Raw genomic sequence first — 25,667 nt, 5'->3', positions numbered from 1 at the left:
ACGCAAGCATATTGGCTTGCGTCTTATTTTATTACTATTCTATAAAAGGCTTGGTACTTTTGTTGTGAACTGAAGGGGAATGTGATAAGGTTAATTTAATACAATCGGAATGGTGAGAGTTGTTTGCCATGAAAAAAATTATTATGATCGTAAAAACACTGATGCCTTTCAAATGGGTTATTAGGGTTTATTAAAAGAAGGAGTTTTTTATGCGTAAATTAAAAGTTAAAAATAATGAAGTGGCTGTCTATGCCGTTGGTGGTTTAGGCGAAATTGGTAAAAATATGTATTGTGTGCAATATCAAGATGAAATCGTAATCATTGACTGTGGAATTAAGTTTCCCGAAGATGAACTTCTAGGTGTTGACTATATTATCCCTGATTATCAGTTTTTGATTGAAAATCAAAAGAAAATTAAAGCGTTGGTAATCACTCATGGACATGAGGATCATATCGGTGGAATTCCATTTTTCCTTCAAAAACTAAACGTGCCAATTTGGGCAGGTCCTTTTGCTTCGGAATTAATTAAGGGTAAGCTAAAAGAGCATAATTTGTTGCGGACAACTGAATTACATGAACTACAGGAAGATACCGTTTTAAAATTCAGAAAACTTTCCGTTTCATTTTTCCGGACAACGCACTCAATTCCTGACACTTTGGGAATTTCTGTTCATACCCCTCAAGGAACTATTGTGCAAACAGGAGACTTCAAATTTGATTTAACGCCAGTGGGGGATTTACCTTCACCAAATTTCCAGAAAATGGCTGCTATTGGCGTTAAAGATTCTTTGTTGTTAATGTCAGATAGTACTAATGCAGAACGACCAACTTTCACTAAATCTGAGCGTTTTGTAGAACAAAGTATTAAACGTATTTTTACTGAAATTCAAGGTCGAATTATTTTTGCAACGTTTGCTTCTAATGTTTATCGGGTTCGAGAAGCTTGCGAGGCTGCTTTGGCTCAGGGACGTAAAATTGCTATCTTTGGACGTAGTATGGAAAATGCGATTGAGGCCGGTCAAAAACTGGGTTATTTGAATATTCCAGAGGAATCATTAGTAGATGCACAAGAATTAAATAATTTACCGGCAAATAAATTAATGATTTTATGTACCGGATCCCAAGGAGAACCAATGGCTGCTTTGAGTCGAATTGCCAATGGAACTCATCGTCAAATTAGTTTGCAACCAGATGATACAGTTGTCTTTTCTAGTAATCCAATTCCAGGAAATACCGTTAGCGTCAATAATTTAATCAATAAATTAGACGAGGCGGGCGTTACCGTCATTCATGGTAAAGTTAATAATATTCATACTTCTGGACATGGTGGTCAAGAAGATCAGAAGTTGATGTTACGCTTGATTAAGCCCAAGTTCTTTATGCCTTGTCATGGAGAATATAGAATGCAAATGATTCATACGAAGCTTGCGGAACAGACTGGTATTCCAGAAGAAAATTGTTTCATTATGAAAAATGGTGATGTTTTGGCTTTAACCCGTGATAGCGCCAGAATTGCGGATCATTTCAGTGCTGGTGACGTTTACTTGAATGATGCTGATATTAATGATAATGTTAGTTCCCAAATTTTGAGTGATCGGACCATTTTAGCTAGTGAAGGGGTTGTCACTGCAGTTGCCACAATTAATATCAAAAAACATCGTATAACTGCAGGTCCAGATACAATATCTCGTGGATTTATTTACATGCGCGAATCAAACGAATTGATTCACGATACAAATAAGGCAGCTTTCCGTTCTTTACTAAATACAATGAAGGAAAAAGCGCATCCAACAGAAAAAGACTTTAGCACAAACATTATTGATGATCTTCAGGAGTTCTTATATCAAAAGACTGAACGAAGCCCAATGATTGTGCCAATGCTAATTTTTGAATAATATGTGTGTAACAGACCCTTGCCATTATGCGCCGGCAAACAAATCTTCAGATTTGAGCAATAAACTTACTCAGCATTTGGAGGTTTTTTGTTTGAACCGATTAATTGTATTTTTTATGAATAATTGAGGTTCATACTGGTTGTTCAATTCAAAAAATGTTAAATTGAAACTATAAGTTTAACTGCATATTTAATTTATTAAGTTAGGAAGATGATGACGATTAATAACAACAATAATAATGATTGGTCTGTTCCAACCTCAAGAATGGACCGTTTAAAAGCAAAAGAACAACAAAAAGAAGAAAAAAAACAAAAAAAACGTGCCCCCAAACCACCACGTGGACCGCAACCTAATAAACCAAAAAAACTTAAAAACAAGTCCGGAAAGTCAAAAAAATGGCTTTGGATAGTTGGTATTTTGATTGTATTAATAGGAGCAATTGTTTTCTTCGTCAGAAGATCTAGTGGGAATCAGGCTCAAGCTAACGCTGAAAAGATCGTTCAACAAAGCTTTAATAGTGATCGTGATAATATTACGGATACTGCTACGCGAGCTCAAATGGTTGAATTGGCAGCTGATGCTAAGCAGGTACGTAATAATACAGAGGCTAACCAGTATAGCCAATTGGCAAGTCTTGGGAAAAGTGCAGTTGCTTTTCGCCAGAGAGTTGAAAACTTGAAGAGTGGTAATACGTATAAAACTTCTACAACAGGAACCAAGGTTAGCAACTTATTACAGGATTTGAAATCATCTAGTTTTGAATCAGATTTTTCTGGGTTCTATAGTGAGTATAATAAGAAGTTAAGTGCACTCGAAACAAAGGCTAAGGCTGTTAGTAAGTTGCATAAACAGACCAATAATTTATTCAAAAATGGTAAAAGTGGTTCCTTAGCGGCTTCGGTCACAAATACTAAGTTGAATAATCTGTTAGACAAGTTAAATAAGTATCCCAACTTTGAATTAGCAAATAAAGATTTAACTAGAGTTGAAAAAGCTGTTAAAACTTATAAAAAGAAACAAGCTAGTGCTGCAGCGTCAATAGCATCTTCAGCTGCTGCAGTTAGCTCATCAAGTTACAGTAGCTATAGTTATAGTAGCTACAGTAGTAGTTATCCTGAAAGTAGTAGTTCGTATTCTAGTTATAGCAGTTCATCTAATGGTAACAGCAGTAGTTACAATAGTAGTTCAAAGGCAAGCTCAACTAATAGTTCTGCTTCTTCACATAGTAGTTCAACAACTAGTGCCAGCAAATCATCTTCTGCAAGTAGTAAGACATCTAGTTCAAGCAATCGATAAGCATCGTGTAATAAAAATGGATCTTCCTTTTGGAAGATCCATTTTTTGTGTAATTAAATTTAAGAAGTGGGATAGAGGAGGTTGCGGGTGAAAATCAGTTTATTTTTAATTTTACGTTCTAGTTTACATAATATATATTATTCAAAGTAGTCTCAAAACTATTCTTTGATCTATTTCAAACTAAGAAAGTAATTTTATATATTCACCATAGCCATTATCTTTCATTTGATCTTTTGGAATGAATTTAAGTGCGGCTGAATTAATACAATATCTTAAGCCACCTTTGTCCTGTGGACCATCAGTAAAAACATGGCCCAAATGTGAACTAGCTTTTGCACTTTTAACTTCTGTACGTTCCATACCAAACGATGAATCTCGATGTTCTTTAGTCACAGATTTATCTATCGGTTTCGTAAATGACGGCCAACCACAACCAGCATCATATTTATCCGTTGATGAAAATAAGGGTTCGCCACTCACGATATCAACATAAATGCCTTCTTTGTAAAAATTATCGTATTTTCCACTAAATGGTGCTTCTGTGGCGGCGTGCTGTGTCACTTCGTATGCTTCCTTGGATAACTGCTTCAAATCCTTTTCAGTCATGTGTGTTCCTCCTTGAACGTAAGTTAATTGAGCTAAATTAGTATAGTTTAAATTTTGTCACAAGGCAACTGAGAAGACTCGCAAAATAGTTAATGGCATGTATTATATGTGCAAAAATAAGATCTGCTCAAGCTATTGCTAGCTGCGAGCGGATCTTACAAAGGATAAGTTTAATTAATCAAAAGCTTTAGTTAATGGTGGTACAACTTGCTTTTTACGAGAAACAACCCCAGGTAGGCTCATACGATGATTACTAAATTTAGTATCAAATGCTTTTTCAACGACGTCCGTGCCCTCACCTAATGCTAAAAGTTCAGAGTCACTAGTAAGCACGTTTGTTGCAAGAAGTAAGAAGAGATCGTAAGATTTGTCAGCCATTAAATCAGTCATGGTTGTCTCTAATTCAGCTTGACGCTTGAAAACATCGTTTAAATCAACGGCATTTACCTGGCCAATACGAACAGTTTTTCCACCCATGTCAAAAGATTTAGCATCACCTTCAAGAATATCAGCTGCGCTACGATCGTTAACGTCACTACCAGCTTTTAGCATTTCGATACCATAAGCTTCATAGTCATCAACACCAGCAATTTTTGCTAGTGCAGGAACAGCATTCCGTTCGTCGTCCGTTGTTGTTGGTGACTTCAAGAGTAATGTATCAGAAATAATTGAAGAAAGCATTAAACCCGCGATGTTGCTAGGAATTTCGACATTATTTTCTAAATACATTTTGTAAATGATTGTACTGCAACAACCAATTGGTTCTGCTCGGTAAAATAATGGTTGTGCAGATGAGAAATTAATTTTGTGGTGGTCAATAACACTTGTTACCGTTACATCTGCCAAATCGTCAACACTTTGAATTGCCTCATTATGGTCAACAAGGACAACTGAATCAACTTCTGGTTTAGCTTTAGTAATCACACGTGGTGCTTTGACGTTAAAGCGATTCAAAACAAAGTTGGTTTCGTTGTTTGTTTTGCCGAGAGCAACAGCTTCGACTTCATCACCTAACTTGTTGGCAAGGTAAGCATATTCGATGGCACAACTGATGGCGTCTGTATCTGGATTTTTATGACCAAAAACTAATTCTTTACTCATGATTAAAAAGAACTCCTTTAAATTTTTTGTTTAATTTTGATTACCAATCATTTTACGTAAACGTTCCGTGTAACTTTCTTCATTTAAATAGTCGTCAAATGCGGCCAAAAATGAACTGATTCGGGGAATTTCATCTTTATCTTTTCTAAATACAAAGCTTAAGTCAAAATTGATTGCCGGATCAAATCTTGCCATCCAAGTATTATCTGATACTGGATGAGAAATGACGTATGACGCTGGCAATGCTTTGTTAACCCCTGTAGTTTCAGCAAAGCGTCGAATCTGATCCGGCGTTGTGAAACGAGCAACACTCGTAGGCACGTCCACTAACTGATTCTTATAGGATTCACGTAAAACACCATCTAAATAGTAACCATCGGGATAAGTAACCCAATTAGCGTTCAAAGTATCTCTTAACTTGATTTTCTTTTGTTTTGCCAATTTTTCATCATGATGGATGAACAGTAAATCTTCGTTAAGAATTTTACGCGATTCGTAAGGTTTCCAATTCTTAATGCTATCATCCGGCAAATACATAATCGCCAAATCAATTCGGTTGTTTTCCAAACGTTCCCAAATTTCTTTTCGGGTTAACGTATAAAAAGTAATCATAACATCTGGTTGTTTTTCATAATATTTAGTGATGAAGTCTTCAAAAACACGGGATTCGATTGAAGCCATCATTCCAATATTAATTTCACCTTTTGTCGGTGAAGTAGATTGTTGAATTTCATCAGTTGCCTGATTCAAAACTTCATTGATATTATGAGTGGCCTTTAGCATTGTGTAGCCTGCATCGGATAAACGCAATTTTTTACCAACTGAGTAAAATAATGGTGCTCCAACCGTGTGTTCCAACTTCTTAATTTGTTGTGTTAAAGCAGGTTGCGTAATCCCTAAAATTCGAGCAGCCTGCGTGTAGTTCATAGTATCGGCCAGCTGAAGGAAATAAGTTAAAGTCTTAGATGAAAAAATAGTTTCTTGTTTTGATTTCATTCCGTTTCTCCTTTAGTTTTTATGATTATAATCAACTTTCAATAATAACTATAATTATTCTAATGGTTAAACGTGATTTTTTCAAGAATTTTGTCGTCTAAAACTGGTAAGTTAAGTGTAAATTAATATTTAATGTTCGGATGTTGATGTTACAACCGGCAATTGTTTAAGGTTCATGGAAACGGGTTCGCCCTCTGATTCAGTGTCAATAACGAAGGAACCATTGGAATACCGGGCACTGAGCGGATGTTCGGCTGCAATAATATCGTGAATCGTGCCACGGGTTGTCAAAATTTCCAGTACAGCACTCTCATTTAGTTTTATAAAATCAACCACACGATGTGGATTGTTTTTCAGCTCTCGGAGAACCAAAACGCCACGCCGGGCCCGACTAGTAACTGGAATCTCTTTAACAGCCATTCTTTTGAATGCTCCGCGCTGCGTGATCAAGCCAACTTGATCGACGTCTGACACAAGTTGCACATTGGTAACTTCATCATCACGCAGATCCATTGATTTTACACCGGCCGCTCGTGCACCAATGCTTGGAATTTCGGCTAAATCATAACGTAGACCGTAACCTTTTTTAGAAATCAGCATAACAGTTTGCTCGATGGCTTTTGGAATAAAGGAAATATTGATCACAATTGTTTCTGGTTGTTTTAATTTAATGAAAGCTGCCGCATGTTTTTTATAATTTCGACCTGGCGTCAGGTCAGAAAACTCTGTGCGTTTAATGTAGCCGTCACTGGTCGCAATAAGAAATTCACCAGTTTCTTTAAGTGAATGGAACGCAAAAGTTTTAATGATCCGTTCGTCATCACCCAGGCCAATGGTTTGTGAAATATGTTCACCAGTATCCTTCCACTTCGAATCGGTTAATTCATGTACGGGACGAGAAATCAGATTTCCTTTATTTGTAAACATCATTAGATGATCTAAAGTGCTTAATTGCTTTAAGAAGATTGGATAATCTTCATCTTTGAGACCATTATCGTCACCAGAAGCGTTGTAGGAACGCAGTGAACTTCGCTTTAAATATCCATCATGACTAACAAGGACCATAACTTGTTCTTCGGGCACAACGACCTTACGATCAATTTTAATTTCCTCAATTTCATTCTGAATTTCAGTTAGGCGTGGTGACCCATATTCTTTTTTTACACTGGTTAATTCAGAGCGCAAAACTTTAGCCAATGCGGCATCACTATTCAGAATTTCATTGTATTCGGCAATATGGTTATCCAGATCGGCTGATTCGGCCTCCAAAGCGGTCACATCTGTATTTGTTAATCGGTAAAGTTGTAAGGAAACAATTGCCTCTGCTTGTTCATCAGTAAAACGATATTTTTGAACTAAGTTATTCTTGGCGTCTTTCTTATCTTTACTACCACGAATTGTGGCAATAACTTTATCAAGAATGGAAAGAGCTTTGATCAGGCCAGCAACAATATGTTGCCGTTTTTGAGCTTTATTCAAACTAAACCGCGTGCGTTTGGTAATAACTTCTTTTTGAAAACTTAGGTAAGCCTGTAAAAATGCTTTTAACCCAAGTCTTTCTGGACGTTTATGGTTAATTGCAACCATGTTAAAGTTGTAAGAAATTTGCAAATCTGTATTTTTAAAAAGGTAATTTAAAATTCCGTTTGCGTCAGCCTCTCGTTTGAGTTCGATTGCAATTGATAATCCCTTTCGATCGGACTCATCACGAACTTCAACAATGCCATCTACTCTTTTTAAAATTCGAATTTCATCAATTTTTTTAACTAACTGAGCTTTATTAACCTCATAAGGAATCTCAGACACTTCAATTTGAGATTTACCGCCTCGAAGTGGTTTGATTTGGGCCCTAGAACGAACGACAATCCGTCCCTTACCAGTCTGATAAGCTTTTTTTATGCCATCCAATCCTTGAATAATACCAGCAGTTGGAAAATCAGGGCCCTTTACAAAGTCCATTAATTTTTCGAGTGAGGCATCAGGATGCTTTAATAGATACAATAAGGCGTCGATGACTTCGTTTAAATTGTGCGGGGGAATATCAGTTGCATAACCTGCAGAAATCCCTGTAGCCCCATTAACAAGCAAATTAGGGAAACGGCTTGGTAAAACAGTTGGTTCATATTCAGTATCATCAAAATTCAATACAAAATCAACGGTTTCTTTGTCAATATCCTTCAACATTTCACTTGAAATCTTACTTAAACGTGCTTCTGTATATCGCATAGCGGCTGGCGGATCATTATCAATTGAACCGTTATTTCCGTGCATTTCAATTAATGGAGCGCGGAGTTTCCAATTTTGACTCATTCGGACTAAGGCTTCATAGATAGAACTGTCTCCATGGGGATGAAAATTACCCATGACATTACCAACTGATTTTGCCGATTTTCGGAAACCCTTATCATAAGTATTGCCATCTTGATTCATGGCATATAAAATTCGACGTTGAACGGGTTTTAGACCATCTCGCACGTCAGGCAACGCCCGTTCTTGAATGATGTACTTGGAATAACGACCAAATCGATCACCCATGACATCTTCTAAAGTAAGTTCTTGAATTTTATTGGTGTTTTCATTCTTTGAGTTAGGCACATTGTCCCCTCCTTTCATTATTTTTCATCGTCTTCATCAAATTCACCTTCATGAGCGACATTAACGGCCTCATTGTCTAAAATGCTTCCTTCTTCTTCAAGTGAGAACTCAACATTTTTTTCAATCCAATTTCTTCGCGGCTCAACCTTATCACCCATCAAAGTTGTCACACGACGCTCAGCTAAGGCAGCGTCATCAATTCTAACGCGGACCAGAGTCCTAGTTTCAGGATTCATAGTTGTTTCCCAAAGTTGATCGGCATTCATTTCACCAAGTCCCTTGTACCGTTGCAAAGCAAAACCACGACCAATTTCTTTGGAGGCCTTATCTAGTTCTTCATCAGTCCAAGCATAGACAGTTTGGAGCTTTTTCCCCTTTCCCTTTTGTAAGCGATAAAGAGGGGGTAAAGCAATATAAATATGACCCTGATCAATCATAGGACGCATATATTTATAGAAGAAAGTCAATAATAAGATTTGGATGTGGGCACCATCAGTATCAGCATCAGTCATAATAATGATTTTGTCATAGTTACGATCTTTAATATTAAACTCAGCTCCAACCCCAGCACCAATTGTGTATATCATGGTACTGATTTCCTCATTTTTCATCACATCGTCTAATTTAGCTTTTTCTGTATTCAAAACTTTTCCACGAAGCGGTAGAATCGCTTGAAATTTACGATCTCGGCCCTGTTTGGCACTACCACCGGCAGAATCACCTTCCACCAAGAAAAGCTCGTTACGGGCTGCATTTTTTGACTGTGCGGGAGTTAATTTACCTGATAGTAATCGATCAGTCTTTTTACGTTTCTTGCCACTACGCGTCGCATCACGTGCTTTTCGGGCGGCCTCTCTTGCTTCACGAGCTTTTAAAGATTTACGAACTAACATTTGTGCAAATTCGCCGTTTTCCATTAAGTAAAAAAGTAACTGTTCATTCACCACATTGTCCACGATGGTTCGCGCTTCGGGGGTTCCTAATTTTTCTTTTGTCTGACCTTCAAATTCGAGAATTTTTTCAGGAATTCTAAGTGAAATGACCGCAGACAATCCTTCACGAACATCACTACCCTCGAGATTTTTGTCTTTTTCTTTCAAAAGACCAACTTTTCGAGCATATTCGTTGAAAGCTTTGGTCCACCCAGAGCGCATACCAACTTCGTGAGTACCACCATCTTTAGTTCGCACATTATTAACGAATGACAACACGTTTTCTGAATAACCATCGTTATATTGGGCTGCAATTTCAACTTCTACGCCTTCTTTGGAACCGTCAAAATAAAGAACATCGCCTAAGGTATCCTTATCTTCATTTAGATAAGTTACAAATTCTTTGATCCCCTCTTCATATAAGAACGTTTGGGTTTGTTCTTGATTTTCACGCTCATCTGTTAAAGTAATTTTGACGCCTTTTAATAGAAAAGCAGATTCCCGCAAGCGTTCAGATAACGTGTTGAAATTAAACACGGTAGTTGTAAAAATTTGTTTGTCAGGCTTAAAAGTCACAACAGTTCCGTTAGCCTGTTTGGTTTTACCAATTTTCTTTAAAGAGCCAACCGGATGACCACCATTTTTAAATTCTTCACGGTATTTTTTGCCTTCACGTACAATTTCGACAGTGAGATATTCGGATAAGGCATTTACAACACTGGCACCCACACCATGGAGACCACCAGAGGTTTTATAACCGCCTTGTCCAAATTTACCACCGGCATGAAGTACTGTGAAGATAACTTCAACGGTAGGGATACCGGAAGAATGCATACCAACTGGCATTCCTCGGCCATTATCTGTAACAGTTAAACTATTATCTTTATGAATTGTGACATTGATTTCTTTTCCAAAACCAGCAAGCGCCTCATCTACGGCGTTATCAACGATTTCATAGACTAGATGGTGCAATCCCCTTGAATCGGTTGAACCGATATACATACCAGGACGCTTCCGCACGGCTTCTAACCCATGTAGAACTTGAATTGAGGAATCATTGTATTCTGCTGAACTACGTTTACTCATCTCAAATACCCTTTCTGCTTATAGTCCCTATTATCATACCTTATTTAAAAAAATCTGAAAATACTAACTTACTTAATATAACATACGCTAAAACAAACGTTGGAATTGAATTTCAAACATGCTAAAATTATACTTGATTCTCAATTGAAAAGAGGGCAAATTCTTGCTTAAAATTATTGCAATGTTAATCATCGCCTACCTGCTTGGATCGATTCCTTCCGGTGTGATGATTGGGAAAAAGTTTTTCAATGTTGATATTCGCCAATCGGGTAGCGGCAACATTGGTACAACTAATACCTTTCGGGTACTTGGTCCTAAAGCAGGGACTGTTGTCCTGTTGATGGACATTTTAAAAGGAACTTTGGCGGCTAGTCAACCTTATATTTTCCAGACCCCACATGTAAATCCGCTTCTAATTGGGCTGGCAGCAATTGTTGGTCATACATTTTCGATTTTTGATCGTTTCAAGGGTGGTAAAGCCGTTGCCACAAGTGCAGGAATTTTATTAGCTTATAATCCTCAATTTTTTATTATTGCTTGCGTAGTTTTTGCCAGCCTCGTCTACTTAACTAGTAGGGTGAGTGTTGCAAGCATGACGGCCATGATTATCATTAGTTTTTGGTCATTAGTTTATCACGATATTATATTAACATGTGTGGCCGTTGCCCTAACCTTCTTTATATTTTATCGGCATCGAGAAAATATTCAACGGTTAAAAAACGGAACTGAAAGTTTAATCCCATTTGGGTTTTGGTACAACTATACTAAAAAGAAAAATTCATAGAACGGAAAGAGGGTGTCACATTTGTGACACCCTCTTTCTTTTGACTCATCTAAAAGAAAGAAATTTCAAAACTTTGTGAAGCTTCACTTTGTGGTTTTAGATCATTCATTCCCATTTTTTCTTCTAACTTTCCGGTACTGTTAACACTGTCAGCAATGCCCCACCAAGGCTCGATACAGACAAAACTGCCTTCTGCAGGATAAGGAGACCACACCCCCACATAAGGCGCATTCTCGACCGTTAACGCGACGCCATGGTCATTCTTAGTGTTATCAAGCATAACTGTTGTTTCTGGATCATGGAGTTCAAGAATAATCGCATCTTCTTTGAAGGTTTCATGCGTTAATGGTAGTGACTTCGTAAAATCAATTGGAAATGCATTATCGGCATCATTTAAAGGTGCTTTTAATGGGATTTGCGAATAACTTTGTTTAGGTGCCACACTTAATTTCACATCTTCGAAAGTTTGGTCTGCACCAAGATTAGTATTAAAGCCTGGATGACCGCCAACTGAGAACAGCAGATGATTTTCGGCATCCGGATTGTAAACTCGGTAAGTTTCATGCAATTCATGATCCTTCAAATCAAAGCTAACAACTAACTCAAATTCAAATGGATACATTTTATGCGTTTTATCATTATCAATAAGCTTTAACGTAGCATGTGTGTCACTACTGTCAACCACCTCAAACACAGAATCACGAGCGAATCCATGCTGATGCATTTCATAGCTTGTGCCCTTATATTCGTAGTGATCGTCCTTTAAGCGACCAACGATTGGAAACAGAATTGGTGCATGTCTCCCCCAAATTTTTTTATCAGCGCGCCAAATGTACTCCAAATCATTTTCTAAAGATCTGACACTGGTTAACTCAGCGCCTAGTTCATTAATTTCCACCTGTAAATACTCATTCTTCAATGTAACCATATATTCAAACCCCGTTTACTTTATAAAATATATTGACTAAGATCCTTATTACCAGCAATATCACCAATTTTTTCTTCAACATAATGTTCAGTGATGGTGATATCACCCATTTCCATGTCAGCACCCTCATACAAGATATCTTCCAACAATTTTTCCAAAATTGTATGCAGACGGCGAGCACCGATGTTTTCGGTTTCATGGTTAACATTATAAGCGATTTCGGCAATTTTGTTAATGGCCTCAATGGTAAACGTCAATTTGATGTTGTCAGTTCCGATTAAAGCAATATACTGTTTGACTAAGGCATTATTGGGTTCGGTCAAGATTTTAACAAAATCTTCTTTAGTTAAATCATTTAATTCCACTCGAATTGGAAAACGTCCTTGGAGTTCGGCAATTAAATCACTTGGCTTGGAATCTTGAAAAGCTCCTGAACCAATAAACAAAATATGATCTGTGTTGATAACCCCATACTTTGTGTTAATTTGTGAACCTTCAACAATTGGTAAAATATCTCTTTGAACGCCCTCCCGAGAAACTTCTCCAGAATTTTGTTGAGATTTCGCGATAATTTTATCAATTTCGTCAATAAAGACAATTCCTGTATTCTCTGCTCGTTTAATTGCATCATGATTAAGGTCACCATGGTTCACTAACTTGTCAGATTCTTCTTGAACTAAAATTTCCCGTGCTTCAGAGACTGGCATGGTTCGCTGAATGCGTTTCTTAGGCAACATCTGACCCAATGATTCACCAAGATCAATACCCATTTGTCCCATCATGTTATTCATGCCAGGGGTTTGTTGAGGATCATCCATTGCAATGGTGACTTCCTTATTTTCAAGCAACCCACGTTTTAGCTGTTCAGAAACAGAAAGACGCTGGTCACGTACTTCATCAGATATTTCTTCTGGTTGAGAAGTTAAATCTTCAGGAGTTTCACCACGCTGCATTTTTTCGACCATACTCATCAAATTTTGAAAATCAACGCCATTTTGCTTTTGATTTGTGTTTTGTTTTACAGCAGGAACCAAAAGTTTGACAAGGCGATTGTCAGCTTGTTTTTCAGCTTCGACGCGCACGTCTTTAAACTGGCTTTTTCGTTCCATGCGAACAGAAACGTCTACTAGATCTCGGATCATTGACTCCACATCACGGCCAACATAGCCCACTTCTGTGAACTTTGAAGCCTCAACTTTTACAAATGGGGCATCAACAATCTTTGCTAAACGTCGCGCAATTTCTGTTTTTCCGACACCAGTTGGTCCAATCATTAATAAGTTTTTCGGCGTAATATCTGTTTGCATTTCCGGAGAAAGCTGTAATCGGCGATATCGATTACGTAGTGCAATCGAAACAGCCTTTTTTGCTGCGTTTTGACCAATGACATACTCGTTAAGTTGACTGACAATTTGTTTCGGTGTTTTATCAATTTCGGCCATTTTTAAGTCCTCCTAAAATGATTCAGAAATAACATGATGGTTAGTGAAAATATCAATATCACCAGCCACATTAATTGAGGTTTCTGCAATTTCACGTGCTGATAACTGACTTGCATGCTTTTTGAGTGCTTTGGCAGAAGCGAGAGCAAAATTACCACCAGAACCGATGGCCAGAATTCCTTCATCTGGTTCAATAACTTCGCCACTTCCCGAAACAAGGTACATTTCGTCTTTGTTCATGACAATCAGCATTGCTTCCAGTTTTTGAAGGTTTTGGTCACTGCGCCAAGCTTGAGCAAGTTCCACAGAAGCACGTTGCAAGTTTCCAGAATATTCTGAAAGCTTTTTTTCAAATTTATCTTCTAGGTTAAAAGCATCTGCCACACTGCCGGCAAAACCAACAACAACCTCATTGTTGAAAATGCGCCGAATCTTTTTAGCAGTACCTTTCATAATGTATTTTTCACCCATTGTGACCTGACCATCACCGGCCATAGCATTCGTTCCATTATTATGAACAGCAATAATTGTTGTTGCTTCAAATTTTACTGGCATTGTTTTTCTTCCTTTCACTATTCATGTGTTGCTCGGGGAAAGTATTTACGGTAATTACTTTGTAAATTATCCGGTGTCACATGTGTGTAGATTTGAGTCGTTGATAAACTACTATGACCCAAAAGTTCTTGAACCGTACGTAAATCTGCCCCGTTATTTAACAGCTGCGTGGCAAATGTATGCCGCAACATATGGGGATGAATATGACTGGTTAAACTGCTTTGTTTAATGATTTGATTTAAAACATATTCGATTCCAGTTGAAGTAATGGGATCGCCATAATGATTCACGAAAACAAAATCATGTTGCTTGTGATACTTGACCATAAGCGGTTGACGACAGTTTTCTTGATAGGCCTTGAGCGCATTAAAACAGTACTGACCAAACGGGACGTAGCGTTCTTTATCACCTTTACCACGAATTAACATCATTTTTAAAACAAAATCGACATTTTTCCACTTAAGATTGGCACATTCGCTAACCCGAATTCCAGTCCCATACAAGACCTCTAATAAAGCACTATTTCGTAATGCCAAAGGTGATTCCGATTTGGCCGCCTTAAATAAAGCATCCATTTCTTTTTGATAGAAGAAACGGGGTAACTGATCCTGATGCTTTTTTAGCTTAATACCTGCAAACGGATTGTTAGTGACTAAATCATTTTTAGCCAAGAAATTATAAAAGGAACGCAAACTCGATAATTTTCGTGAAATGGTTGTGCGACTGTACTTACGATCAAATAAATCAGTCATAAAAACATTTACATCTAGATGATCAATTTCTTTGAATGGTTTCATACCGCCATTGTGTTCTAAAAACGAGCAGAATTCTTCCAAATCACTGTGATATGCCTTGATTGTGTCCTGTGAATATTGGCGTTCAACACGTAAATATTCTAAGAACAATTTGATGTCATCTTGCGCCATAATAAAACCTCCGTACACTTGCCACTTTAGCAAAATACGGAGGAAAACTCAATAACAAACCCTGCCGAACACTTAGAGTTTGCTAAATATTTATTTTTGAACTGCTTCTTCATAGTCGCCATTAGGACACACGATCTGCTTACCGCCCTTTACTTTCTTTTCAACTAAGAAATGACCATCTTTTGGACAGTCGCGTCCAATTGGTTTATCCCAAGAAACAAAGTCACAATCCGGATAACGAGAACAGCCATAGAAAATGCGTCCCCGCTTAGATTTTCGTTCAATGATTTGTCCCTTGTGGCATTTTGGACAAATAACACCGATTTCTTTAACAATTGCTTTTGTATTTCGACAGTCTGGAAATCGTGAGCAAGCAAAGAATTTACCGTAACGTCCCATCTTGACAACCATTGGTGAACCACAGACGTCACAATCAAATCCAGCTGGTTCATCTTTGATTTGAACAGACTCCATGTTTTCTTCAGCATGGGCAACTTCTTTAGAAAACGGCTTGTAAAATTCATCAACAACTTCAACCCAGTTTTCTTTACCTTCTTCAATACCATCAAGTTCACTTTCCAAATTTGCAGTAAACTTGATATTTACGATATCTGGGAAAAATTCAACAATAATCTTGTCAACAATTTCACCGAGTTCAGTTGGTTCAAAACGCCGGGCAACTAATTTTACATAATACCGCCGTTGAATTGTATCCAAGGTTGGTGCATAGGTTGAAGGACGACCAACACCGTTTTCTTCAAGCGCCTTGATTAAATTGGCTTCACTGTAACGAGCAGGTGGTTGCGTAAAATGTTGAGCAGGATCAGTTTTTGTTAATTTTACAGAGTCGCCTTCTTCTAAATCAGGAAGAATGTTATCTTTATCGGTTGCATTTTTATAAATCGTGGTAAAACCAGCAAACTTAGTTTTTGAACCATTAGCTCTAAAATTAACCTGATTTTGTTCTAAAGAAACGGACATGGTGTCCATAATTTCTGGCGTCATCTGACTGGCCATGAATCGGGACCAAATTAAACTATAGAGTCTGAATTGATCTTTGGAGAGATAAGATTTTAAATCCTCCGGGGTGCGCTTAACTGACGAAGGACGAATAGCTTCATGGGCATCTTGGGCCCCTTCTGGCATTTTCCCTTTACGAGGCTTTGTAGCCGCGTACTCAGCCCCATATTTTTCATGAATCAAAACAGAAGCTTCATGCTTCGCAATTGAAGAAATTCGAGTAGAGTCAGTACGCATATAGGTAATGAGTCCCACTGTGCCCTCTTTACCTATATTGATTCCTTCATACAGTTGTTGTGCTGCCATCATTGTTTTTCGAGTTCTAAAATTCAAACGGCGGTTAGCCTCTTGTTGCATAGAGGAAGTTGTAAATGGTGGTGCTGGGAATCGCTTCCGTTCTTTTTTAGTTACTTTAGTGATTTCAAATGGTTGTTTTTTATCAATCTTTTTTAAAACTTTTTGAACAGCATCATTGTCAGCCAAAGCTAATTTCTTATTTTTTTCACCATAAAAAGAAGCCTTAAACTTCTGCTTTCCCTTTTGGAATTCACTATCAATTGTCCAATATTCTTCTGGTTTGAAAGCTTTAATTTCATTTTCACGTTGAATGATTAAATTCAAAGCAATCGATTGAACACGACCAGCACTCAGACCCTTTTTCACTTTCTTCCATAGCAAGGGACTAATGGAATAGCCAACTAATCGATCTAAAACACGACGAGCTTGTTGAGCGTCAACTAAACTCATGTCAATTGATCGTGGTTCCTTAAATGCGTTTTTTACGGCGTCTTTTGTAATTTCATTAAAGACCACCCGGTTCTTATCTTTAGTATCCAATCCTAATAAATAGGATAGATGCCAAGCAATTGCCTCTCCTTCACGGTCAGGATCAGAAGCCAAATAAACTTTTTTTGCTTTTTTTGCTTCTGAACGCAAATTTTTGATCACGTCGCCTTTTCCGCGAATTGAAATGTAATGGGGCTCAAAGTCATTTTCAACATCGACACCCATTTTGCTTTTTGGTAAATCACGAATATGGCCTAAACTTGCGATAACTTTGTAGGTTCGACCTAAATATTTTTCAATCGTCTTTGCTTTTGAAGGAGATTCCACAATGACGAGTTTCTTTTTGGTTTTTGTAGCCATAACCAAACTCCTTTAACCTGATGTAGTTTGAAACTCTAAACGTTGCTAATTCCTAGTAATCGTATTTCATATTCTGTAATCTGTCAAATTAAACTCTTCTATTATATGCCCAGAATTTAGAACAGGTTTTGCTCCAGCAACGATTAATTCATTACAACCTACCGAAAGAACATCATCAATTTTGCCTGGAACCGCGAGTACATTTCGATTGTTCTGCAAGGCCAGGTTAGCCGTAATCAAGCTACCACTTCGCTGTTTGGCTTGAATAACGCATAATGTTTCGCAAAGGCCAGCGATAATTCGATTGCGTTCCACAAAGTGGTGTCTTTGCGGACCAGAGTCTAGTGGATACTCAGATAAAATTAATTGATTATTGGCCATATATTTTTGAAGTTTTATATTTTTCCTGGGGTAATAACGATTTAAACCCGTCCCAATAACACCAATTGTGTAACCGTGCTGGCGAAGAGCTTCTTTGTGTGACAAAGCATCAATACCATCAGCCAAACCGCTGATAACGGCAATATTTTGTTTGATGACATCTGGCAAAAGGATGTTTAAACTTTCCACACCATAATGATCAGCCAATCGAGCCCCCACGACACCTAATAATGGGAAGCGCAAAAGCTCCAATGTTCCCTGGTAGAAGAGAATCACTGGAGCCATATAAGATTCTTTTAATTGAATGGGATAATTATCGTCGCAAATTGCCAATATCTTGGTTTCAGTAAGATGCCGATTTATAGAATCTTGCAAACGATTTGAATTAAAATCGTTCATAAATTGCATGTGGTTTTGCTTACTAACAAATCCTAGTGCTGTGCTATCGGTAGCCGATAATTCACAATTTTGGTCATTTTTATGATATAAATGCCACCAATTCCAAAACTTTGTTTCCCCATGACAGCCAATCCCTTTACATAAATGTAACTTTAATAAAAAATGCTTAATTTGCATATTTTTCACCTCACAGAAAAAGATACGCAAATAAATTAGTTTTTTATGAATTGATTCACTGGTGCAAAAGTTAATCGGTGAATAGGTGTCGTCCCGAAAGCTTGCAGTCCCTGAAGATGTTTGGCAGTCCCATAACCCATATTATCGGCAAAATCATATCCTGGATAAAGGTGGTCATAAATAGCCATCAAATGATCTCGATAGACTTTAGCTACAATACTTGCTGCCGCAATGGTAGCACTTTTGGCATCTCCTTTAAACATTCGTTGTTTAGGAATATCAACCGGAACATCAACTGCATCTACTAAAAGTTTATCCGGGGAGATGGATAAGCCCAACACAGCTTTTTTCATTGCTTGCCGAGTAGCTTGTAAAATATTAATTTGGTCAATGACACTTGGTGAAGAAACGCCAATCGAGACGGCGAGTGCTTGTTCAATAATTTGTGGGTAAAGCCGTTCCCTAGTATGTCGAGATAATTGTTTGGAATCATTTACTTCAATTACTGAAAAATTGTGTGGCAAAATCACGGCGGCAGTAATAACCGGTCCAGCAAGGCATCCCCGGCCAACTTCGTCTATACCAGCAACAAAATTCAATCCGTGACTCCAAGCCACTTTTTCAAGGGCTAACCGTTGTTGAAATTTGGCAACTAAAAGTTGATGTTGTTGAATTTTCTTGTAAGTCTGTTTTAATAATTTTTGAACACCAACTCGACGATCATCTTTGTAAAGAATAAGCAGGGGATCATTTTCTTGACTGATTGCAGCCAATTGACTTTTAATGCCTTTAATTGTTAGTTGTTTTTCCATTTGTGAGGTCCTCAACCCGTTCTAAAGTAAAACGGCCTAATTTTCCTTTACGCGCATCTAGCATGATGCGGTTACTTGCCCGGTCATAATCTTCGCCCATTCCAAGAAACTTTGTGATTTTAAGTAACAAATCAGGAGTAGCTAGCTCCAAATCTTGATCAGTGAGTTTATAACGATCTTTCAACATTTTGGCATAATAAGTTTTAAAAACTTCAAGGCCAAATAAAGCGACATCATCGCTGGCATAAAGACTTTCCTTAATTGCTCCTGTGAATGCCAAGCGCTTGCCTACACTTTGATCCTCAAACTTAGGCCATAAAATTCCTGGTGTATCTAAAAGTGCCAATCCATTTTTTGATTTAAGCCACTGTTGATTCTTGGTTACTCCAGGGCGATCGGCAGTTTTAGCAATTTTTTTATTCACCAAATGGTTGAGTAAGGTTGACTTTCCTACGTTAGGAATGCCCACGCAAACAGCCCGAATTGTCTGTTGTTGTAAACCACGATCGGTTTGATTCTTTAATTGTCGTGCTAAGATCTCTTGCGCGGGTTTTTGAATATTTCTTTCAATTGTTCGCACCCGTGAATCCACTGCAATTGCCTGCTGTCCTTGTTCATGATAGTAGTCTAACCATTGCTTAGTCACTAGAGGATCAGCCAAATCACTTTTAGTCAAAATCAATAAATGAGGTTTTTGTTGAATAATTTCTTTAACCTTTGGATTTCTTGAAGATTCAGGAAGTCGGGCATCAACCAATTCAAAAATAATATCAACCAGATGTAATTTTTCCTGAATTTCTCGAATTGCTTTGGCCATATGGCCTGGAAACCATTGTATGTTTGCCATTATATTCTCCGTTATTTCTTTACTTGTCTAAAATACTTTCAGCCTTTTTTAAGGCATTATCATTCTTAGCAACTTTACTTTGAACTTTGGTTTCAATACTTAAAACAGTTTTTTCATTGGCTGTTCCAGTTACTTTTAAGTTTTCCTTCTTTTGATATGCCTGAACAGCATTTTCCGTTGATGAACCAAAGTATCCATTAACTTTACCATTAAAGTAACCAAGCGCTTTTAATTCTTTTTGTAATGTCTTGATTTCACTAGAAACGTCTCCGTTTTTATAAGTTTTCTTTGTATTGATCAACTGAAGGTAAGCGTATTTTGGATAATCTGCCTTATAAGTTGGCGTTAATCCCTTTTTATTAATCCAATCCCCATTTGGTGTTAACCATTTGGCAATTGTAATCTTCATTTCACTCTTGTCTTTGAAGTCGCTAACTGTTTGAACGGTTCCCTTTCCATACGATTGTGTCCCAATTAGAGGTGCATCTGCTGATTGGTGAAGTGCGCCGGCAAATATTTCCGCGGCACTAGCACTTCCGCCATTCATTAGGACAGCGACTGGTTTAGTCACCTTGTAGCCACCATCATATTTCTTCCCAGCTTTATAAACTTGTTGCTGACCATTTTTGGTCTGTACGCGCATGATAATTTTGCCATTTTTTAGAAACATGGATGACATCTTTAAAGCTTGGTCCATTAAACCGCCGGGATTGTCCCTCACGTCCAATACATATGAAGTGACACCCTTCTTATCTAGTCGCTTCAACGCCTTCTTTAGCTCGGCCGCAGTGCGCTCTGACACGGAGGTGATCTGAATGTACCCAATTTTTTTATTAATAACCTTTGAATTGACCGTACTTACTGGAATTTTTGCCCTTGTCAGCGTTTGTTTAAAACTCTTCCCAGCCCGTTTAATTGTCAGTGTAACTTTAGTCCCAATCTTGCCACGCATCAGTTTCACGGCATCCGTGACTGATTTTCCGGCAAGTGATTTACCATTAACCGCTGTAATTAAATCGCCTGGTTGTAAACCGACCTTTTTAGCTGGCGTTCCTTTGATTGGTGAAATAATTTTTATATACTGATCTGACTTCTGCACTTCTGCGCCAATTCCTGAAAAACTTGACGAAATCTGATCGTTTAGACTGGATGCTTCCGTTTTATCCATATACTCGGAGAATGGATCATCAAGTGACGAAATCATCCCTTTTATAGCACCATTTGTGACCTTCTTTGCACTCACAGATTTATAATAATTACCTTCTATAGTTTCATAAACTGCTTGAATTTTTTGCATTGACGCAGTGGTTGTTTGCGCCTGAGAAACTAAGGTTCTAGTCTGAAAGTATGCAACCCCATAAGCGAGGGCGCCACCAACGACTAAGGCAACTAAAATGGACCAAACTAGAGTAGATCGTTTCACTGTTTTGGATTGTTTTTTATTCATTTGAAAGCTTCCCGTCTATTAATGATTATTTAGGTCTAAATATTTTTGCCAGGCATCATCAAAAACGGTCATGGAAGGTAAATAATTCCCATTTAGCTCTAAATATTTTGAAATTTCGTTAAAGTTTGTTGATTGTTTTGGAAATGATTGATCAAAAAATGCATTATTAGCAAACTCGGCGATTGGTTCGTAACTTTCTGGATTCCTCTGAGTCATTAAAAATTGATAAAATGTTTTACTCATAATTAAGCCTCTAATTTGATTGTTTAGGGATATTTACTGAAAATACAAATTTATTGTTCTGAATGTCTAATTTTTTAGCTTTAAAATAAACACCATTGGTTGTCTTAATCTTCTGTAAATTTAAAGTGATCTTTGTCCCGCTCATCGTAATCCACTTTGGGAGTTTATAATTTGAACCAATATACGCAAGAACCATTTTTGGGGAGATACTTAAAGCACCAACTGACAAGTGTTTAGCTGTTAAAACTATGTTTCCTGCATTGGTAACTTGAGGTGTTAATGATAAAGCATAGTTTACGTCGCTCCCTAATACTTTTACTTTGCCAATTAAAAGGACTTGTTTATTGACTTTCAATTGATAGGTGAAACTTTTATTCGTTTGGTATGGCTTTAAATACGCCGCCATCAACGCATTCAATTGTTTTTTGTTGAGATTAACATCAAATGAAGCTGCTGCTGTCTGAGTTGCTGTATTTTTGGTTTCTGGGACAGGAGTATTGGCAATTCTCGTCCTAAAAAAGATTCCAAAGGCAACTAGGCAAGCCAATAAAATAATAAATGCCCATTTCCATAAATTGGGACGTTTTTTTGTAAGTTGATTAGGTTTTTGCATTTTTTTCAGTCCTTATAGAGCCATTGCTCATGAGTTTTCATACTTCTTAATAATAGTCTGGTCATTTGGTCGTAACCTTTAGGATTAGGATGGAAATGATCGCTACTGGAAAGGTAAATATTCTTTTCTTTTGTATTTTCAAGATTTTTTTCAATTTTACTAATTTGCATTTCGTTAATTGATTTTGCAGTTGAACTTTGTTTCAATTCTGAAAGTGCCTTGGTGCTTTGATACTGTCCTTGCGATAACAATTTGTTTACCGAAATAAAGTATGCAGAATTTGATTGTGAAACCGCAGCTTTAGTGGTTTCATCAAAATTAGTCACTGCGCGATTAATCTGTGTGATGTTAGGAAAATAAACAAAAAACGGATTATAAATTCCAAAAACATAAATTGGTGCAGAATGATTATAACGCCTAATTTGTTTTAACAGATCCTGGACTTGCGTTGCATATTTGATATTAAGGCGCTCCAACGAAAGCGTGAACTTGCCTTCGGAGGCAGTTGAGTATTTTTGTAGAGCTTGAAACAGATCATTTCCGCCGACAGTTACCGTAATTGCATCTGAATTTTTAAGTGATTTCTGCAATTTTGTGTTTTGCTTAACCCGTTTTAAAATTTGATCGCTCCGTTCACCCGAAATCCCATAGTTTGAAACAGAGGCTTTCAAATGATAGGTTGACTTAAGATCTTTTTTCAAACGTTTGGTATACCCACCCTCATTTTTGGTATCTCCAACACCATAAGTGAGCGAGTCACCAACTGCGGTTATGTTAACATGTTTTTTTTGAACTTTTGTGACTTTGTGGACTGTTCTAGTAGGGGTTGAAGATTGGTTATTTGTAGAATTTTTTGGAAAATAATAATTTAATCCAAGCACAACCATCGCCACGATCACCGCAAAAACGATAAGCATAATTACCCAGTCGATGAATTTTTTCATTAAATTTACTCCCTGATTCCTAAAATTCTTGACTTATATAAACACGGGACAAATGGTAGTTTTTTAAATTTCTACCAGTTGTCCCGCTAATTTTGATAACACCTAATCACCAGTATAATACATTAAAGCAAAGGCGCCTGGACCACCATGAGTTGCAATAATTGGAACGGTTTCCCGAACCAAAATATTGATATCAGGAAACATTTCATGAATTTTTGCTTTGATTGGTGCAATTGTTTTTAAAGCGCCAACATGAGAAATACCAATTGATTTAATGTTTGGTGATTTCGCCATTTTTTCATAAACATCATCGAAGAAATGACTGATTGTTTTCATACCACGGCCTTTAGCCACAACTTTGAGTTCACCACCAGTTACCTGTAACACAATCTTTATGTTTAACAGACCACTAATCATCCCGGTCATTCGGTTAATTCGACCACCCTTAACCAAATTATCAAGTGTCATGACACCCATAAATAATTTAGTATGATCTCGAATATCCTCAGCAGCTTTTAAAATTTCATCGCGACTTTTTCCTTGTTGAGCTAGCTTAGCAGCCTCGATTACTTGAAAAGCAAGTGCTCGATCGGTTGTTTGACTATCCACTACCGTGACATCTGCTTTAGAAAGTTGTGCCGCTTGTTCAGCTGCATGGACCGTACCGCTGATAGCTTCTAACATATTGAAACAAATAATTTGGCTACCATCTTCGCCCAACTTATCAAAGACTTCCACAAACTTACCAATTGGTGGTTGGCTAGTTTTAGGTAGTGCTTTTGAAGTTTGCATTTTGTTTAAGAATTCTTCGTTTGTAATCGTTTCGCGTTCAACATAGATTGTATCATCAATCATAACGGTCAAGGGTACAATTGTGATGTTGTAATCGGCAACCTCTTGATCAGTTACACCACATGATGAATCGGTCACAATTTTGATTTTTGACATTAAAGTTCACTCTTTCTACACAGATATAGTTATGAATTGATTATAACAGAGAATTCTCATATTTTCATTATTCGTTGGTACCATTAGGTTCAATTCGCTTATAAATTTCAAAAACATGCGGAATTGGCATCGTTTGGGGACCCTGGCCAGGAATAGATTGCATAAGTTGCCACTGAGAATAATCAATTGGAATCATCTGTGTATCACCTTCAAAGTCCTGTTCAATCCGGGTGCGGTAGAGCATTTGAACGTATGGATATAGTTGCTGATAAATCTCTTTTCCACCGATCACAAAAACCAACTCATCATTAGAATTATAGGTTTTTAATAAATCAGTAATTGAATGAGACACTTTTAGTTCTTCCGTCTCTTCTAGAGTGGTTTTGCGTGTTAATACAACATTTAAACGATGCGGTAGTGGTTTTGCTCCAAAAGACTCAAACGTTTTGCGCCCCATGATTACTGTATGCCCTGTCGTTATTTTCTTAAAATACTGAGTATCATCCGGGATGCGCCAAGGAAGTTTATTTTGTTTGCCAATAACGCCATTTTGAGACTCGGCCCAAATAAATGCTAACATTTAATCAACTCCCTTGTTTATACAGCGACAGGCGCCTTAATTGCAGGATAAGGATCATAGCCTTCTAGGCGAATATCCTTCACATTGTAGTCAAAGATACTTTTTGCCTGACTATCAATAATCAGTTTTGGGGCTGGCCTTGGTGTTCTAGAAAGTTGAGTTTTGACTTGTTCAACATGGTTACTGTAAATATGAGCATCACCTAAAGTATGAATAAACTCCCCTGGCTGTAAGCCCGTTTCTTTGGCAATCAAACAGGTTAATAAGGCATAACTCGCAATGTTAAACGGCACACCAAGAAAGATATCACCGCTTCGTTGATAAAGTTGACAACTTAACTTGCCTTCAGAAACATAAAACTGAAACATAGTATGGCAAGGTGGCAATGCCATTGAAGGAATATCTTCAGGATTCCAAGCCGAAACGATCATGCGTCGTGAATCTGGATTAGTTTTAATCGTTTGAATGACGTCACTAATTTGGTCGATACTGTCACCGGTAGAAGTTTTCCAAGCACGCCACTGACTTCCGTAAACGTTACCCAGATCACCAAATCGAGCTGAAAAAGCATCATCCGTTAAGATTTTATTGTCAAAAATCTTTTTCTGTTCCTGATAAGTTTTTGCAAAATCTGCATCCTTCAATGACCGGCGACCAAAATCTGTCATATCTGGACCAGTATAAACGTCACTTTGTACCCACTTTTTAAAGGCCCATTCATCCCAAATATGATTGTGATGCTGGAGGAGATACCGAATATTAGTATCGCCACGTAAAAACCACATTAATTCGCTTTTAATCAATCCAAAAGGTACTTTTTTTGTGGTTAACAAAGGAAATCCTTCTGCTAAATTAAAGCGCATTTGATAGCCAAATGTACTGTAGGTGCCAGTTCCGGTCCGGTCATTTTTGTAATTACCATTTTTCAAAACATAGGCTGCTAAGTCTAAATAAGCTTGTTCTAACAT

Annotated in this window: 23 protein-coding genes; 3 read left to right on the top strand and 20 right to left on the bottom strand. The window is 37.6% G+C overall.

Annotation, left to right across the window (positions count from 1 at the left end):
• Nucleotides 1–209 precede the first annotated feature (209 nt).
• Together rnjA and PPA04_RS00255 are read left to right on the top strand one after the other, a co-directional pair.
• Nucleotides 210–1,895 carry a ribonuclease J1 gene (rnjA, locus tag PPA04_RS00260; RefSeq protein WP_057782346.1) on the top strand — a complete coding sequence of 562 codons (1,686 nt, stop codon included), beginning with the start codon at nucleotides 210–212 and terminating at the stop codon, nucleotides 1,893–1,895.
• A 210-nt stretch (nucleotides 1,896–2,105) separates the two neighbouring features.
• Entirely contained in the window at nucleotides 2,106–3,191 is a 1,086-nt protein-coding gene (locus PPA04_RS00255; RefSeq protein ID WP_147206648.1) for a hypothetical protein, read from the top strand.
• Between the two features lie 180 nt (nucleotides 3,192–3,371).
• On the opposite strand, the gene msrB is transcribed toward PPA04_RS00255, so the two are convergent.
• From msrB to parE, 5 genes are all read right to left on the bottom strand, one after another.
• Nucleotides 3,372–3,797 carry a peptide-methionine (R)-S-oxide reductase MsrB gene (gene msrB / locus PPA04_RS00250; protein ID WP_057782342.1) on the bottom strand — a complete coding sequence of 142 codons (426 nt, stop codon included), beginning with the start codon at nucleotides 3,795–3,797 and terminating at the stop codon, nucleotides 3,372–3,374.
• A gap of 174 nt (nucleotides 3,798–3,971) precedes the next feature.
• Nucleotides 3,972–4,898 carry a manganese-dependent inorganic pyrophosphatase gene (locus tag PPA04_RS00245; RefSeq protein ID WP_057782340.1) on the bottom strand — a complete coding sequence of 309 codons (927 nt, stop codon included), beginning with the start codon at nucleotides 4,896–4,898 and terminating at the stop codon, nucleotides 3,972–3,974.
• Between the two features lie 30 nt (nucleotides 4,899–4,928).
• Nucleotides 4,929–5,894, bottom strand: coding sequence for a LysR family transcriptional regulator (locus tag PPA04_RS00240; RefSeq protein WP_057782338.1), 966 nt, complete (start codon nucleotides 5,892–5,894; stop codon nucleotides 4,929–4,931).
• Nucleotides 5,895–6,023: 129 nt separating this feature from the next.
• A complete protein-coding gene (gene parC / locus PPA04_RS00235) occupies nucleotides 6,024–8,429 on the bottom strand; it encodes a DNA topoisomerase IV subunit A (protein WP_229923035.1) in 2,406 nt (801 codons plus the stop codon).
• Between the two features lie 77 nt (nucleotides 8,430–8,506).
• A complete protein-coding gene (parE, locus tag PPA04_RS00230) occupies nucleotides 8,507–10,507 on the bottom strand; it encodes a DNA topoisomerase IV subunit B (RefSeq protein WP_057782333.1) in 2,001 nt (666 codons plus the stop codon).
• A gap of 181 nt (nucleotides 10,508–10,688) precedes the next feature.
• Here parE and plsY point away from each other — a divergent pair, with 181 nt between their 5' ends.
• Nucleotides 10,689–11,291 carry a glycerol-3-phosphate 1-O-acyltransferase PlsY gene (gene plsY / locus PPA04_RS00225; RefSeq protein ID WP_057782425.1) on the top strand — a complete coding sequence of 201 codons (603 nt, stop codon included), beginning with the start codon at nucleotides 10,689–10,691 and terminating at the stop codon, nucleotides 11,289–11,291.
• Nucleotides 11,292–11,340: 49 nt separating this feature from the next.
• On the opposite strand, the gene PPA04_RS00220 is transcribed toward plsY, so the two are convergent.
• From PPA04_RS00220 to PPA04_RS00150, 15 genes are all read right to left on the bottom strand, one after another.
• Nucleotides 11,341–12,219: an aldose 1-epimerase family protein gene (locus PPA04_RS00220; RefSeq protein WP_057782331.1), complete on the bottom strand. Its 879-nt coding sequence runs from the start codon at nucleotides 12,217–12,219 to the stop codon at nucleotides 11,341–11,343.
• Between the two features lie 20 nt (nucleotides 12,220–12,239).
• Nucleotides 12,240–13,661 carry an ATP-dependent protease ATPase subunit HslU gene (hslU, locus tag PPA04_RS00215; RefSeq protein WP_057782328.1) on the bottom strand — a complete coding sequence of 474 codons (1,422 nt, stop codon included), beginning with the start codon at nucleotides 13,659–13,661 and terminating at the stop codon, nucleotides 12,240–12,242.
• Between the two features lie 12 nt (nucleotides 13,662–13,673).
• Nucleotides 13,674–14,216 carry an ATP-dependent protease subunit HslV gene (gene hslV, locus PPA04_RS00210; RefSeq protein WP_057782326.1) on the bottom strand — a complete coding sequence of 181 codons (543 nt, stop codon included), beginning with the start codon at nucleotides 14,214–14,216 and terminating at the stop codon, nucleotides 13,674–13,676.
• Between the two features lie 17 nt (nucleotides 14,217–14,233).
• Nucleotides 14,234–15,142 carry a tyrosine recombinase XerC gene (xerC, locus tag PPA04_RS00205; protein WP_057782324.1) on the bottom strand — a complete coding sequence of 303 codons (909 nt, stop codon included), beginning with the start codon at nucleotides 15,140–15,142 and terminating at the stop codon, nucleotides 14,234–14,236.
• Between the two features lie 90 nt (nucleotides 15,143–15,232).
• Nucleotides 15,233–17,308 carry a type I DNA topoisomerase gene (gene topA, locus PPA04_RS00200; RefSeq protein ID WP_057782322.1) on the bottom strand — a complete coding sequence of 692 codons (2,076 nt, stop codon included), beginning with the start codon at nucleotides 17,306–17,308 and terminating at the stop codon, nucleotides 15,233–15,235.
• Between the two features lie 66 nt (nucleotides 17,309–17,374).
• Entirely contained in the window at nucleotides 17,375–18,265 is an 891-nt protein-coding gene (gene dprA / locus PPA04_RS00195) for a DNA-processing protein DprA (protein WP_057782320.1), read from the bottom strand.
• 35 nt (nucleotides 18,266–18,300) lie between these two features.
• The gene (gene rnhB / locus PPA04_RS00190) at nucleotides 18,301–19,077 is read right to left on the bottom strand and encodes a ribonuclease HII (protein WP_057782319.1); all 777 of its coding nucleotides are present in this window, start codon (nucleotides 19,075–19,077) and stop codon (nucleotides 18,301–18,303) included.
• Nucleotides 19,055–19,924 (bottom strand): ribosome biogenesis GTPase YlqF, encoded by an 870-nt coding sequence (gene ylqF, locus PPA04_RS00185; RefSeq protein ID WP_057782317.1) that lies wholly within the window; start codon nucleotides 19,922–19,924, stop codon nucleotides 19,055–19,057. The genes rnhB and ylqF overlap by 23 nt, the downstream gene beginning before the upstream one ends.
• Nucleotides 19,925–19,943: 19 nt before the next feature.
• Nucleotides 19,944–21,371, bottom strand: coding sequence for a S41 family peptidase (locus PPA04_RS00180; protein ID WP_057782315.1), 1,428 nt, complete (start codon nucleotides 21,369–21,371; stop codon nucleotides 19,944–19,946).
• An 18-nt stretch (nucleotides 21,372–21,389) separates the two neighbouring features.
• Complete coding sequence (locus tag PPA04_RS00175; RefSeq protein WP_057782314.1) at nucleotides 21,390–21,614, bottom strand: YozE family protein; 225 nt, start codon at nucleotides 21,612–21,614, stop codon at nucleotides 21,390–21,392.
• A 10-nt stretch (nucleotides 21,615–21,624) separates the two neighbouring features.
• Nucleotides 21,625–22,227: a YpmS family protein gene (locus PPA04_RS00170; protein ID WP_057782312.1), complete on the bottom strand. Its 603-nt coding sequence runs from the start codon at nucleotides 22,225–22,227 to the stop codon at nucleotides 21,625–21,627.
• Between the two features lie 5 nt (nucleotides 22,228–22,232).
• On the bottom strand, nucleotides 22,233–23,171 hold the full coding sequence (locus tag PPA04_RS00165) for an SGNH/GDSL hydrolase family protein (protein ID WP_057782311.1): 939 nt from the start codon (nucleotides 23,169–23,171) through the stop codon (nucleotides 22,233–22,235).
• Nucleotides 23,172–23,273: 102 nt separating this feature from the next.
• Nucleotides 23,274–24,119, bottom strand: a complete 846-nt coding sequence (gene fakB, locus PPA04_RS00160) for a DegV family protein (protein WP_057782309.1) — start codon at nucleotides 24,117–24,119, stop codon at nucleotides 23,274–23,276.
• A gap of 67 nt (nucleotides 24,120–24,186) precedes the next feature.
• Nucleotides 24,187–24,699 carry a dihydrofolate reductase gene (locus tag PPA04_RS00155; protein ID WP_057782307.1) on the bottom strand — a complete coding sequence of 171 codons (513 nt, stop codon included), beginning with the start codon at nucleotides 24,697–24,699 and terminating at the stop codon, nucleotides 24,187–24,189.
• Nucleotides 24,700–24,716: 17 nt separating this feature from the next.
• Nucleotides 24,717–25,667, bottom strand: a complete 951-nt coding sequence (locus PPA04_RS00150) for a thymidylate synthase (protein WP_057782305.1) — start codon at nucleotides 25,665–25,667, stop codon at nucleotides 24,717–24,719.

The sequence above is a fragment of the Pediococcus parvulus genome (assembly GCF_007990205.1).
In the GTDB taxonomy this organism is placed as follows: domain Bacteria; phylum Bacillota; class Bacilli; order Lactobacillales; family Lactobacillaceae; genus Pediococcus; species Pediococcus parvulus.
This window is presented reverse-complemented; position numbering and strand designations above follow the sequence as displayed.

Bases quoted from the DNA above. Each gene is read 5' to 3' on its own strand.
- rnjA (WP_057782346.1), top strand. From the start codon at position 210: ATGCGTAAATTAAAAGTTAAAAATAATGAAGTGGCTGTCTATGCCGTT.
- PPA04_RS00255 (WP_147206648.1), top strand. From the start codon at position 2,106: ATGATGACGATTAATAACAACAATAATAATGATTGGTCTGTTCCAACC.
- msrB (WP_057782342.1), bottom strand. From the start codon at position 3,797: ATGACTGAAAAGGATTTGAAGCAGTTATCCAAGGAAGCATACGAAGTG.
- PPA04_RS00245 (WP_057782340.1), bottom strand. From the start codon at position 4,898: ATGAGTAAAGAATTAGTTTTTGGTCATAAAAATCCAGATACAGACGCC.
- PPA04_RS00240 (WP_057782338.1), bottom strand. From the start codon at position 5,894: ATGAAATCAAAACAAGAAACTATTTTTTCATCTAAGACTTTAACTTAT.
- parC (WP_229923035.1), bottom strand. From the start codon at position 8,429: ATGGGTGATCGATTTGGTCGTTATTCCAAGTACATCATTCAAGAACGG.
- parE (WP_057782333.1), bottom strand. From the start codon at position 10,507: ATGAGTAAACGTAGTTCAGCAGAATACAATGATTCCTCAATTCAAGTT.
- plsY (WP_057782425.1), top strand. From the start codon at position 10,689: ATGTTAATCATCGCCTACCTGCTTGGATCGATTCCTTCCGGTGTGATG.
- PPA04_RS00220 (WP_057782331.1), bottom strand. From the start codon at position 12,219: ATGGTTACATTGAAGAATGAGTATTTACAGGTGGAAATTAATGAACTA.
- hslU (WP_057782328.1), bottom strand. From the start codon at position 13,661: ATGGCCGAAATTGATAAAACACCGAAACAAATTGTCAGTCAACTTAAC.
- hslV (WP_057782326.1), bottom strand. From the start codon at position 14,216: ATGCCAGTAAAATTTGAAGCAACAACAATTATTGCTGTTCATAATAAT.
- xerC (WP_057782324.1), bottom strand. From the start codon at position 15,142: ATGGCGCAAGATGACATCAAATTGTTCTTAGAATATTTACGTGTTGAA.
- topA (WP_057782322.1), bottom strand. From the start codon at position 17,308: ATGGCTACAAAAACCAAAAAGAAACTCGTCATTGTGGAATCTCCTTCA.
- dprA (WP_057782320.1), bottom strand. From the start codon at position 18,265: ATGCAAATTAAGCATTTTTTATTAAAGTTACATTTATGTAAAGGGATT.
- rnhB (WP_057782319.1), bottom strand. From the start codon at position 19,077: ATGGAAAAACAACTAACAATTAAAGGCATTAAAAGTCAATTGGCTGCA.
- ylqF (WP_057782317.1), bottom strand. From the start codon at position 19,924: ATGGCAAACATACAATGGTTTCCAGGCCATATGGCCAAAGCAATTCGA.
- PPA04_RS00180 (WP_057782315.1), bottom strand. From the start codon at position 21,371: ATGAATAAAAAACAATCCAAAACAGTGAAACGATCTACTCTAGTTTGG.
- PPA04_RS00175 (WP_057782314.1), bottom strand. From the start codon at position 21,614: ATGAGTAAAACATTTTATCAATTTTTAATGACTCAGAGGAATCCAGAA.
- PPA04_RS00170 (WP_057782312.1), bottom strand. From the start codon at position 22,227: ATGCAAAAACCTAATCAACTTACAAAAAAACGTCCCAATTTATGGAAA.
- PPA04_RS00165 (WP_057782311.1), bottom strand. From the start codon at position 23,171: ATGAAAAAATTCATCGACTGGGTAATTATGCTTATCGTTTTTGCGGTG.
- fakB (WP_057782309.1), bottom strand. From the start codon at position 24,119: ATGTCAAAAATCAAAATTGTGACCGATTCATCATGTGGTGTAACTGAT.
- PPA04_RS00155 (WP_057782307.1), bottom strand. From the start codon at position 24,699: ATGTTAGCATTTATTTGGGCCGAGTCTCAAAATGGCGTTATTGGCAAA.
- PPA04_RS00150 (WP_057782305.1), bottom strand. From the start codon at position 25,667: ATGTTAGAACAAGCTTATTTAGACTTAGCAGCCTATGTTTTGAAAAAT.